Source organism: Streptomyces sp. DSM 120436 (genome assembly GCF_055778765.1).
Genome location: NZ_JBSKBS010000001.1, coordinates 1,897,893 through 1,909,588, shown reverse-complemented (window position 1 = coordinate 1,909,588; position 11,696 = coordinate 1,897,893). Strand labels below are relative to the sequence as shown.

General features: G+C 72.1%; 8 protein-coding genes and 1 riboswitch. Of the genes, 3 read left to right on the top strand and 5 right to left on the bottom strand.

What is annotated here, in order from left to right; genetic code table 11:
• Nucleotides 1-227: 227 nt before the first annotated feature.
• A riboswitch (cyclic di-AMP (ydaO/yuaA leader) is annotated at nt 228-356 on the top strand.
• Between the two features lie 3 nt (nt 357-359).
• Nucleotides 360-833 (top strand): transglycosylase SLT domain-containing protein, encoded by a 474-nt coding sequence (locus ACWH4W_RS08775; RefSeq protein ID WP_473075237.1) that lies wholly within the window; start codon nt 360-362, stop codon nt 831-833.
• Here the strand turns inward: ACWH4W_RS08775 and ACWH4W_RS08770 are convergent.
• Complete coding sequence (locus ACWH4W_RS08770; protein WP_473075236.1) at nt 797-1,669, bottom strand: HAD family hydrolase; 873 nt, start codon at nt 1,667-1,669, stop codon at nt 797-799. The genes ACWH4W_RS08775 and ACWH4W_RS08770 overlap by 37 nt on opposite strands.
• Before the next feature lie 262 nt (nt 1,670-1,931).
• Here ACWH4W_RS08770 and fahA point away from each other — a divergent pair, with 262 nt between their 5' ends.
• A complete protein-coding gene (gene fahA, locus ACWH4W_RS08765) occupies nt 1,932-3,146 on the top strand; it encodes a fumarylacetoacetase (protein ID WP_473075235.1) in 1,215 nt (404 codons plus the stop codon).
• Nucleotides 3,147-3,302: 156 nt separating this feature from the next.
• Complete coding sequence (locus ACWH4W_RS08760) at nt 3,303-4,241, top strand: M56 family metallopeptidase (RefSeq protein WP_473075234.1); 939 nt, start codon at nt 3,303-3,305, stop codon at nt 4,239-4,241.
• A 17-nt stretch (nt 4,242-4,258) separates the two neighbouring features.
• Here ACWH4W_RS08760 and recQ read toward each other — a convergent pair whose 3' ends face one another.
• From recQ to nuoL, 4 genes are all read right to left on the bottom strand, one after another.
• Nucleotides 4,259-6,265, bottom strand: a complete 2,007-nt coding sequence (recQ, locus tag ACWH4W_RS08755; protein ID WP_473075233.1) for a DNA helicase RecQ — start codon at nt 6,263-6,265, stop codon at nt 4,259-4,261.
• 226 nt (nt 6,266-6,491) lie between these two features.
• The gene (gene nuoN, locus ACWH4W_RS08750; RefSeq protein WP_473075232.1) at nt 6,492-8,144 is read right to left on the bottom strand and encodes an NADH-quinone oxidoreductase subunit NuoN; all 1,653 of its coding nucleotides are present in this window, start codon (nt 8,142-8,144) and stop codon (nt 6,492-6,494) included.
• A complete protein-coding gene (locus ACWH4W_RS08745; protein ID WP_473075231.1) occupies nt 8,141-9,712 on the bottom strand; it encodes an NADH-quinone oxidoreductase subunit M in 1,572 nt (523 codons plus the stop codon). Before ACWH4W_RS08745 ends, nuoN begins: the two co-directional genes overlap by 4 nt.
• A 5-nt stretch (nt 9,713-9,717) precedes the next feature.
• Nucleotides 9,718-11,682, bottom strand: coding sequence for an NADH-quinone oxidoreductase subunit L (gene nuoL / locus ACWH4W_RS08740; RefSeq protein WP_473075230.1), 1,965 nt, complete (start codon nt 11,680-11,682; stop codon nt 9,718-9,720).
• Nucleotides 11,683-11,696 lie beyond the last annotated feature (14 nt).

Sequence of the window (11,696 nt, the reverse complement as noted above, 5' to 3'; positions counted from 1 at the left end):
CACGCCCGTCATCCCGCTCCACGCAACGGAGTTGACCCTGAGCGACCGCAAAGGATCAAGCACCCTAAATCGCCCATCTCAAGATCAAACGGTGCTTTGTGTGATCGTCGCACTTGTTCCCGACATGCGCTCTCGCATACGTTCCGGGCCTGCCGGGTGGACGCCTAGTCCTGCCGCCACCCGCATCACACCCGACGACGAACTCACGCACGGCAGGAGCGGGGGACCCAGGTAAGCCGCCGTACCGGACACCGCGCCGGGACGGCTCGGGGTGAAGCCATGCCCGCAGGGGCACGGCCGGGCACTCTCCCGCCCGAACCCGACAGCTCACCTCGCAGGCGTAGGAGAGGAACCCAGACATGCCCGCTTCCGCTTCGTACCGCCGCCGCCTCGTCCGCTCCCTCGCCGTCGCCGGCACCGGCGTCGCCGTGGTCGCGATGCCGCTGTTCGGCGCCACCAGCGCCGCGGCCGCCCCCGCGGCCCAGGCCACCGCCGCCTCCACGACCGCGTACCCGGACAACCTCGACGGCTGGATCCGCGAGGCGATGGACGTCATGGCGCAGAACGGCATCCCCGGCTCCTACGACTCCATCCACCGCAACATCATGCGGGAGTCGTCCGGCAACCCGGCCGCCATCAACCTGTGGGACTCCAACGCCGCGAAGGGCACCCCGTCCAAGGGCCTGCTCCAGGTCATCGACCCGACCTTCCAGGCGTACCACGTGCCCGGCACCGCCTTCGACCCGTTCGACCCGGTCGCCAACATCGCCGCGGCCTGCAACTACGCCGCCGACCGCTACGGTTCGATCGACAACGTCTTCGGCGCGTACTGAGCCGACCTCTGACGGCCCACCCCGGCCGTCTGCCCGAACAGTCGCTCGAGGACGACGGCCACACCGTCGTCCTCGTTCGACAGGGTGACCTCGTCGGCCGCCGCCTTCAGCTCGGGGTGCGCGTTGGCCATGGCGACGCCGTGGCCCGCCCACCGGAACATGGGGACGTCGTTCGGCATGTCCCCGAAGGCGACCGTGTCCTCGGGGCGCAGCCCCAGGTGGTCGGCGGCCAGCGCCAGCCCGGTCGCCTTGGTGACCCCGCACGGCTGGAGCTCCACCGTGCCCGGCCCCGACATCGTGACCGTGGCCAGCGAACCGACCACGGACCGGGCCGCCGCCGCCAGCACGTCGTCCGACAACTCCGGGTGGCGCAGCAGCACCTTGCTGATCGGCCGCGCCCACAGGTCGTCGCGCCGCTCCACCCGCACCGACGGGAGCGTCGGGTGCGGCATCCGGTAGCCCGGCTCGATCAGCGTCAGCCCGTCGACCCCGTCCTGGTCGACCGCGGCGTACACCTCCCCCACCTCGGCCTCGATCTTGCCGAGCGCGGTCTCCGCCAGCTCCCGGTCCAGCCGGACCGACCACAGCATCCGGTGCGCGGCGGCGTCGTAGACCTGCGCGCCCTGTCCGCACACCGCGAGCCCCGTGCAGCCGAGGTCGTCGAGCAGCGACCGCACTCTGGGGGCCGGGCGGCCCGTCACCACGAGGTGCCGGGCACCGGCCCGCTCGGCCCGCGCGAGGGCGGCGAGGGAGCGGTCGGAGAGGGTGTCGTCACCGCGCAGCAGCGTCCCGTCCAGGTCGGTGGCGATGAGGAAACAATCGGTGGGTGCGGCCATGATCAGAGAATACGGACGAGAGGACCGTCCGATTCGCCGCGCCCGTATGCCCTCGCATTGGGTGCGTTTTGCCTTCTTACGCCGCCGGATCGCGACCGGTTGGGACCTCTTTCCCGTTTTGACCGGAACAGGGTGCGCTCCGGCGGACCCGGGCCCGGGAAGTCGTCCGCATACAAGAGCCCACCGGGGCGCGACCCCGTAACGTGTGGCACGGCCACGGACACGTGGCGCACCCGCGCACACGAAAGCGAGGCAGCACCCGATGCCCCCCTTCGATGTCCCCGAGGGCGATCCCTTCGGCCCGCACAACCTGCCGTACGGCGTCTTCTCGCTCCCCGGTTCGCCGGAGCGCACCGTGGGCGTCCGGCTGGGCGACCACGTCCTCGACGCCGGAGCGGCGGCACACGCCCTGGGCTCCCCCTACGCCTCCCTGCTCGCCCGGCCCACCCTCAACCCCCTGCTGGCGGCGGGCCGTACGGCCTGGTCGGACGTGCGGCGCGCGCTCACCGCGTGGGTGACGGTCCCGGCGCACCGGGAGACCGTCGAGCGGTTCCTCCACCCGCTGTCCGAGGTCACCCTGCACCTGCCGTTCGAGGTCGCGGACTACGTCGACTTCTACGCCTCGGAGAACCACGCCCGGAACGTCGGGCAGATCTTCCGCCCCGACGCGGCCGACTCCCTGACCCCCAACTGGAAGCACCTGCCGATCGGTTACCACGGCCGCTCCGGCACCGTCGTGGTGTCCGGCACCGACGTCGTACGCCCCTCCGGGCAGCGCAAGGCGCCCGCCGACGCCGCCCCGGTGTTCGGCCCGTCCGTGCGGCTGGACATCGAGGCCGAGGTCGGCTTCGTCGTCGGCGTCCCGTCCGAGCGGGGCCGGCCCGTGCCGCTGAACGCCTACCGCGACCACGTGTTCGGCCTGTGCCTGCTCAACGACTGGTCCGCCCGCGACGTCCAGGCCTGGGAGTACGTGCCCCTCGGACCGTTCCTCGGCAAGTCCTTCGCCACCTCCGTGTCGGCGTGGATCACCCCGCTGGACGCCCTGGAGGAGGCCCGCACCGCACCGCCGGAGCGCACCCACCCGCTGCTGCCGTACCTCGACGACTCCGGCGAGGAGCCCGGCGGCTACGACCTGCGCATCACCGTGACCCTCAACGGCCACGAGATCTCCGAGTGCCCCTTCTCCACCATGTACTGGACGGCCGCCCAGCAGCTCGCCCACATGACGGTGAACGGCGCCTCCCTGCGCACCGGCGACCTCTACGGCTCCGGCACGGTCAGCGGTCCCACCGAGCGCGAGCGCGGCTCCCTGCTGGAACTGACCTGGAACGGCCGCGACCCGCTCGAACTCCCCGACGGCAAGCGGACGTTCCTGGAGGACGGCGACGTGGTGACGCTGTCCGCCTGGGCGCCGGGCCCGGACGGGGTGCGGGTGGGCCTCGGCGAGGTGACGGGACGGGTGGTCCCCGCGTCCTGACCCCTCCGGCCCTGTCGAACCGTCCGGGCACGCTGTCTCGCACCGCCCTTCGCCGTCATACTTGGCGTCGGGCGGTGCGTCGCCTCCCACGCCGCGCGCCCCGCCCCACCGCACGCCCCCGAGCCGCCCCTTCCGACAGGATCCGGAGCCCGTGGCATGACGTACTGCCTGCTCCTGCTGAGCGTGGTCGCCGTGACCGCCGCCGTACCCGTCCCCCGCGCGCTGACCCGGGCGAAGTGGCCGGAACGGGAACCGGTCGTCGGCCTGTGGGTGTGGCAGTGCCTGGTGGCCACCGTCCTGCTGTGCTGCCTGACCGCCCTGGCGCTGGGCGCCGCCGCCGTCTTCGGCACCGTCCGCGCGCAGTTGTTCGCCCCGGCGCCGCCCGCCGTGACCGCCGCGTACGACCTGTCGTCCGCCTCGCCGTGGACGACCGTGCTCACCGTGCTGCTGGCCTGCGGCGCGGCCTGGACCGCCGCGGTGCTGGGGCGGGAACTGGTCGAGGCCCGCCGCCGTCGCGTCCGCGCCCGCGCACACCTGCGGGACCGCGCGCCCGACCTGCCGGCGGGACTGCCCGAGGGGCGGGGGCCGCTGCTGGTGCTGGAGGAGGAGTACCCCGACGCCTGGTGGATGCCGGGCAGTCCGCCCCAGCTGATCGTCACGACCGGCGCGCTGCGACGGCTGACCGGCCATCAGCTCGACGCGGTCCTCACCCACGAACGCGGCCACGCCCGGGCCCGCCACGACTGGCTGCTGCATCTGTCGGCGGCGCTGGCGGCCGGCTTCCCGCGCGTCCCGCTGTTCGCCCACTTCTGCGAGCAGACGCACCGTCTGGTCGAGCTGTCCGCCGACGACACGGCCTCCCGCCGCTGCGGCCACCTGACCACCGCGCTGGCGCTGATCGAGCTCAACCAGCACCGGGGCGTGCTGTCCTGCTCCTCCAGCCGCCGGCTGCTCGGCGAGCGCGTCGACCGGCTCCTCGAGCCGCCGCCGCGTCTGGGCCGCCGGTACCGCGCCCTGACGACAGGCGCGGCGGCCCTGGTTCCCCTCGTCCCGCTGCTCATCACCTTCGCGCCGGGGCTGACGGCGCTGCCGTAGCGGGGCGGCCGGGGTGCTCAGATCCAGTCGGGCTCCTCGTCGGGCCAGTCGTCCTCGGGTGCCGGGGCCTCACCGGCCTGGCCGGGAGCCGCCTGGTCGGGAGCAGCCGGGTCGGGAGCAGCCGGGTCGGGAGCGGCCGCACCCGGCGCCGCCAGTCCGGCCAGCACCGCGACGACCCCCTCGCCGTACGTCACCCGCTTCTTCTCGCCGACGCCGCTGACGCCGCCCAGCTCCTCCACCGAGGTGGGCCACACCGTGACGATCTCCCGCAGCGTGGCGTCATGGAAGATCACGTACGCCGGGACGCCCTGCTCCCTGGCCTGCTCGGCGCGCCAGGCGCGCAGCGCCTCGAACGCCGGCCGCAGCTCCTCGGGCAGCTCGACGGCGGCCGCCCTGGCCTTGCGCTCGCCCCGGCCCGCCCCGCCGCCCGAGCGGGAGGCGGCCGGCTTCTCGGGCTCCTTGCGCAGCGGCACCTCACGCTCGCGCCGCAGCACCGGTCCGCTGGCCTCGGTCAGCACCAGCGTGCCGTACTCGCCCTCGACCGCGAGCAGTCCCTGGGCGAGCAACTGGCGGACGACGCCGCGCCATTGCGCCTCGCTCAGCTCCTCGCCGATCCCGAACACGGAGAGCTGGTCGTGGTCGAACTGGATCACCTTGGCGGTGCGGCGGCCCAGCAGGATGTCCACGATCTGCACCGCGCCGAACTTCTGCCCGCGCTCCCGCTGCAGCCGCACCACCGTGGACAGCACCTTCTGCGCCGCGACCGTGCCGTCCCAGGTCTCCGGCGGGGCGAGGCAGGTGTCGCAGTTGCCGCAGTTCTCCCCGGACGGGTCCTGGCCGAAGTAGGCGAGGAGCTGGCCGCGGCGGCAGTGCACGGTCTCGCACAGGGCGAGCATGGCGTCCAGGTGCTGGTTGGCCCGCCGCCGGAACGCCTCGTCGCCCTCGCCGGACTGGATCAGCTTGCGCTGCTGGATGACGTCGTTCAGCCCGTAGGCCATCCACGCCGTGGACGGCAGGCCGTCGCGGCCCGCGCGGCCGGTCTCCTGGTAGTAGCCCTCCACCGACTTGGGCAGGTCGAGGTGGGCGACGAAGCGGACGTCCGGCTTGTCGATGCCCATGCCGAAGGCGATGGTCGCCACCACGACCAGGCCCTCCTCACGCAGGAAGCGCGCCTGGTGCGCGGCGCGCGTCCCCGCGTCGAGCCCCGCGTGGTACGGCACCGCCTCGATGCCGTTGCGGGAGAGGAACTCGGCGGTCTTCTCCACCGAGTTGCGCGACAGGCAGTACACGATGCCCGCGTCCCCGGCGTGCTCCTCGCGCAGGAAGGCGAGGAGCTGCTTGCGGGGGTCGGCCTTGGGCACGATCCGGTACTGGATGTTGGGCCGGTCGAAGCTGGCCACGAAGTGCCGGGCGTCCCGCAGGCCCAGCCGCTCGGTGATCTCCCGGTGCGTGGCGTCCGTGGCCGTCGCGGTGAGGGCGATGCGGGGCACGTCCGGCCACCGCTCCCCCAGCACGGACAGGGTGAGGTAGTCCGGCCGGAAGTCGTGCCCCCACTGGGAGACGCAGTGCGCCTCGTCGATGGCGAAGACGGAGATCTTGCCGCGGGAGAGGAGGTCGAGGCTGCTGTCCAGGCGCAGCCGCTCCGGCGCCAGGTAGAGCAGGTCGAGCTCGCCCGCCAGGAACTCCGCCTCGACCGTGCGCCGCTCGTCGAAGTCCTGCGTGGAGTTGACGAAGCCGGCCCGCACGCCGAGCGCCCGCAACGCGTCCACCTGGTCCTGCATCAGCGCGATCAGCGGGGAGACCACCACGCCCGTGCCGGGCCGGACCAGGGCCGGGATCTGGTAGCAGAGCGACTTGCCGCCGCCGGTCGGCATGAGCACGACCGCGTCGCCGCCCGCGATCACATGGTCGACGACCGCTTCCTGCTCGCCGCGGAAGGCCTCGTAGCCGAAGACCCGGTGCAGCGCCGCCAGCGCCTCACTGTCCGTCACTGCCATCCCGGCGACACCGTCCGTCCCGTGCATCGTCCCGTCCCCCGCGGCCGTACCTCGGCCACCGCGTCCACCATAGGCGTCCGGACCGACAGCCCCGGAGCCGTCCACAGGCCCGCACGGAACCGCCCGGGTCCCGTGACCCGCACGGAACCGCCCGGGTCCCGTGCGCGACGGCGCGCGCCGCGACCGGGAACGACCGCGGCCCGGCACCCCGCGCGGGGGCACCGGGCCGTGTCCGGGACCGGCAGGGGGCGCGTCAGCGCACGAACACCCCCGCGTCCCCGGCCAGCTCCAGGAAGTACTGCGGCGCCACACCGAGCACCACCGTGACCGCCACACCGACCGCGATCGCCGTCATCGTCAGCGGCGACGGCACCGCGACGGTCGGGCCCTCCGGGCGCGGCTCGCTGAAGAACATCAGCACGATGACGCGGATGTAGAAGAACGCCGCGACCGCCGACGAGATCACGCCGATCACCACCAGCGGGACCGCACCGCCCTCCGCCGCCGCCTTGAACACGGCGAACTTCCCGGCGAAGCCCGAGGTCAGCGGGATGCCCGCGAAGGCGAGCAGGAACACCGCGAACACCGCCGCCACCAGCGGGGAGCGCCGGCCCAGGCCCGCCCAGCGGGACAGGTGGGTCGCCTCGCCGCCCGCGTCCCGCACCAGCGTGACCACGGCGAAGGCGCCGATCGTCACGAAGGAGTAGGCCGCCAGGTAGAACAGCACCGACGAGACGCCCGACGGCGTGGTCGCGATGACGCCCGCGAGGATGAAGCCCGCGTGCGCGATCGACGAGTACGCCAGCAGCCGCTTGATGTCGGTCTGGGTGATCGCCACGACGGCGCCGGCCAGCATGGTGACGATGGCGACGCCCCACATGACCGGCCGCCAGTCCCAGCGCAGACCCGGCAGCACCACGTACAGCAGGCGCAGCAGGGCGCCGAACGCCGCGACCTTGGTGGCCGCCGCCATGAAGCCGGTCACCGGCGTGGGGGCGCCCTGGTAGACGTCGGGCGTCCACATGTGGAAGGGCACCGCGCCGACCTTGAACAGCAGGCCCATCACCAGCAGCGCCGCGCCGATCAGCAGCAGCGCGTCGTTGCCCATGGTGGCGGCGAGCGCCGGGGTGATCTCCGGGACGGTGCCGTCGACGACCTGCGCGATCGTCGCGTACGACATGGAGCCCGCGTAGCCGTACAGCAGGGCGATGCCGAACAGCGTGAACGCGGAGGCGAAGGCGCCGAGCAGGAAGTACTTGACCGCCGCCTCCTGCGACATCAGCCGCTTGCGCCGGGCCAGCGCGCACAGCAGGTACAGCGGGAGGGAGAGGACCTCCAGGGCCACGAACAGCGTCAGCAGGTCGTTGGCCGCCGGGAAGACCAGCATGCCCGCGACCGCGAAGAGCAGCAGCGGGAACACCTCGGTGGTGGTGAACCCGGCCTTGACGGCCCGCTTCTCGCTGTCGCTGCCGGGGACGGCCGCGGCCTGTGCGGCGAAGGAGTCCACGCGGTTGCCGTGGGCCTCCGGGTCGAGCCGGCGCTCGGCGAAGGTGAACAGGCCCACCAGCGCCGTCAGCAGGATCGTGCCCTGGAGGAAGAGCGCCGGTCCGTCGACGGCGATCGCGCCCATCGCGGCGATGCCCGCCTTGGTGGTGGCGTACCCGTCCGCGGCGAGCGCCACGACCGCGGCGAACGCGGCGGTCAGCGCGACCGCGGAGACGAACACCTGCGCGTGGTAACGGGACCTGCGCGGCACGAACGCCTCGATCAGCACCCCGACGAGCGCCGCGCCGACGACGATCAGCGTGGGCGCGAGCTGCCCGTACTCGATCTTGGGTGCGTCGATCTTGGCGATCGGATCGGCCGCTGTTGTCCACAGGCTGTGGACGGCTGCTGTTGCGCTCACTTGGCCGCCTCCACCTCGGGCTGGGGGTCCTTCTTCTGTACGTCGGACAAGGTCTGCTTCACCGCCGGGTTCACGACGTCCGTGACGGGCTTGGGGTAGACGCCCAGGAACACCAGCAGCACGACCAGCGGCGCCACCACCGCGATCTCCCGCGCCCGCAGGTCGGGCATCGCGGCGACCTCGGGCTTCACCGGGCCGGTCATCGTCCGCTGGTACAGGACGAGGGTGTAGAGCGCGGCGAGCACGATGCCGAAGGTGGCGACGATGCCGATCACCGGGTAGCGCGTGAACGTGCCGACCAGGACCAGGAACTCACTGACGAAGGGCGCCAGCCCCGGCAGCGAGAGGGTGGCGAGACCGCCGATCAGGAAGGTGCCGGCGAGCACCGGGGCCACCTTCTGCACACCGCCGAAGTCGGCGATGAGCCGCGAGCCGCGCCGGGAGATCAGGAACCCGGCGACCAGCATGAGCACGGCGGTCGAGATGCCGTGGTTGACCATGTAGAGCGTCGCCCCGGACTGGCCCTGGCTGGTCATCGCGAAGATGCCCATCACGATGAAGCCGAAGTGCGAGATCGAGGCGTAGGCGATCAGCCGCTTGATGTCGCGCTGGCCGACGGCGAGCAGCGCGCCGTAGATGATGCTGATGACCGCCAGCACCAGGATCACCGGGGTCGCCCACTTGCTGGCCTCCGGGAAGAGCTGGAGGCAGAAGCGGAGCATCGCGAAGGTGCCCACCTTGTCGACCACCGCCGTGATCAGCACGGCGACCGGGGCGGTGGACTCCTGCATGGCGTTGGGCAGCCAGGTGTGCAGCGGCCACAGCGGCGCCTTCACCGCGAAGGCGAAGAAGAAGCCGAGGAACAGCCAGCGTTCGGTGCTGGTCGCCATCTCCAGCTCGCCGTCGGCCCGCGCCTGGGCGATCTCGGTGAGGGAGAAGTTCCCCGCGACCACGTACAGCCCGATCACGGCGGCCAGCATGATCAGGCCGCCGGCCAGGTTGTAGAGGAGGAACTTCACCGCCGCGTACGACCGCTGGGTCGCCGCCTTCTCCTCGCCGTCCTTGTGCGCACGGTCCCCGAAGCCGCCGATGAGGAAGTACATCGGGATGAGCATGGCCTCGAAGAAGATGTAGAAGAGGAAGACGTCGGTGGCCTCGAAGGAGATGATCACCATCGCCTCGACGGCCAGGATCAGGGCGAAGAAGCCCTGCGTCGGCCGCCACCTCTTGCTTCCCGTGTCCTTGGGGTCGGCGTCGTGCCAGCCCGCCAGGACGATAAAGGGGATCAGCAGCGCGGTCAGCGCGATGAGCGCCACCCCGATGCCGTCGACGCCCAGTTCGTAGCGGACGCCGAAGTCGGCGATCCAGGCGTGCGACTCGGTGAGCTGGTAGCGCTCGCCGTCCGGGTCGAAGCGGACCAGGACGGTGATCGCCAGGGCGAGGGTGGCCAGCGAGAACAGCAGGGCCAGCCACTTGGCCGCCGTGCGCCTCGCGGCCGGTACGGCGGCCGTGGCGATCGCCCCGATGGCCGGGAGCGCCGCCGTCGCTGTCAGGAGAGGAAAGGACATCGGTATCAGACCGCCCTCATCAGCAGGGTCGCGGCGACGAGGACCGCCGCGCCGCCGAACATCGAGACCGCGTAGGACCGCGCGAAGCCGTTCTGCAGCCTGCGCATCCGCCCGGACAGGCCGCCCACGGAGGCGGCCGTGCCGTTGACGACCCCGTCGACCAGGGTGTGGTCGACGTACACCAGCGAGCGGGTGAGGTGTTCGCCGCCGCGGACCAGGACCACGTGGTTGAAGTCGTCCTGGAGCAGGTCCCGGCGGGCGGCCCGGGTGAGCAGCGAACCGCGCGGGGCGACGGCCGGCACCGGACGCCGTCCGTACTGGGCCCAGGCGACCGCCACGCCGATCACCATGACCGCGACCGTGGACAGCGTCACCGTCAGCGCGCTGACCGGCGGGTGGCCGTGGGCGTGCCCGGTGACCGGCTCCAGCCAGTGGATGAAGCGGTCCCCGATGCTGAAGAACGCGCCGCCCGCGACCGATCCGACGGCCAGCACGATCATCGGGACCGTCATGCTCTTCGGCGACTCGTGCGGGTGCGGCGGCTCGTACTCCCCGCGCGTCTCGGCGGCCGGCTCGACGTCCGGGGCGGCCGGGGACGGCGTGGGCGCGTTGCGCCAGCGCTCCTCGCCGAAGAACGTCATCAGCATCACGCGCGTCATGTAGTACGCGGTGACGGCCGCGCCCAGCAGGGCGCAGGCGCCGAGGATCCAGCCCTCGGTGCCGCCCTTGGCGAACGCCGCCTCGATGATCTTGTCCTTGGAGAAGAAGCCGGACAGGCCCGGGAAGCCGATGATCGCCAGGTAGCCGAGCCCGAAGGTGACGAACGTGACCGGCATGTACTTCCTGAGGCCGCCGTAACGGCGCATGTCGACCTCGTCGTTCATGCCGTGCATGACCGAACCGGCGCCGAGGAAGAGGCCGGCCTTGAAGAAGCCGTGCGTCACCAGGTGCATGATCGCGAAGACGTAGCCGATCGGGCCGAGGCCCGCGGCCAGCACCATGTAGCCGATCTGCGACATGGTCGAGCCGGCCAGCGCCTTCTTGATGTCGTCCTTGGCGCACCCGACGATCGCACCGAACAGCAGCGTGACCGCGCCGACGATGGTCACGACGAGCTGGGCGTCCGGGGCGCCGTTGAAGACGGCCGCGGAGCGGACGATCAGGTAGACGCCCGCGGTCACCATGGTCGCGGCGTGGATGAGCGCCGACACCGGGGTCGGGCCCTCCATCGCGTCCCCGAGCCAGGACTGCAGCGGCACCTGGGCGGACTTGCCGCACGCGGCGAGCAGCAGCATCAGGGCGATCGCGGTCAGCTTGCCCTCGCCCGCCTCGCCGGCGAGACCGGCCTCCCCGTGGCCGCCGAGCACCGGCCCGAAGGCGAAGGTGCCGAACCACAGGAACATCAGCATGATCGCGATGGACAGGCCCATGTCACCGACGCGGTTGACCAGGAAGGCCTTCTTCGCGGCCGTGGCCGCGCTGGGCTTGTGCTGCCAGAAGCCGATCAGCAGGTAGGAGGCGAGACCGACGCCCTCCCAGCCGACGTACAGCAGCAGGTAGTTGTCGGCGAGGACCAGGATCAGCATCGCCGCGAGGAAGAGGTTCAGGTAGCCGAAGAAGCGGCGGCGCCGCTCGTCGTGCTCCATGTACCCGACGGAGTAGAGGTGGATCAGCGAGCCGACGCCGGTGATCAGCAGCACGAACGTCATCGAGAGCTGGTCGAGCCGGAAGGCGACGTCCGCCTGGAAGCCCTCCACCGGGATCCAGCTGAACAGGTGCTGCACGACGGTGCGGTCCTCGGCGCCCCTGCCCAGCAGGTCGGTGAAGAGCACCAGGCCGAGCGCGAAGGAGACGGCGGCCAGGGCCGTGCCGATCCAGTGGCCGACGGCGTCCAGCCGGCGTCCGCCGCACAGCAGGACCGCCGCTCCGAGCAGAGGCGCCGCCACCAGCAGCGCAATCAGGTTCTCCACGATTCAGCAGCCCC

Bases quoted from the DNA above. Each gene is read 5' to 3' on its own strand.
- ACWH4W_RS08760 (WP_473075234.1), top strand. From the start codon at position 3,303: ATGACGTACTGCCTGCTCCTGCTGAGCGTGGTCGCCGTGACCGCCGCC.
- ACWH4W_RS08770 (WP_473075236.1), bottom strand. From the start codon at position 1,669: ATGGCCGCACCCACCGATTGTTTCCTCATCGCCACCGACCTGGACGGG.
- ACWH4W_RS08775 (WP_473075237.1), top strand. From the start codon at position 360: ATGCCCGCTTCCGCTTCGTACCGCCGCCGCCTCGTCCGCTCCCTCGCC.
- recQ (WP_473075233.1), bottom strand. From the start codon at position 6,265: ATGCACGGGACGGACGGTGTCGCCGGGATGGCAGTGACGGACAGTGAG.
- ACWH4W_RS08745 (WP_473075231.1), bottom strand. From the start codon at position 9,712: ATGTCCTTTCCTCTCCTGACAGCGACGGCGGCGCTCCCGGCCATCGGG.
- fahA (WP_473075235.1), top strand. From the start codon at position 1,932: ATGCCCCCCTTCGATGTCCCCGAGGGCGATCCCTTCGGCCCGCACAAC.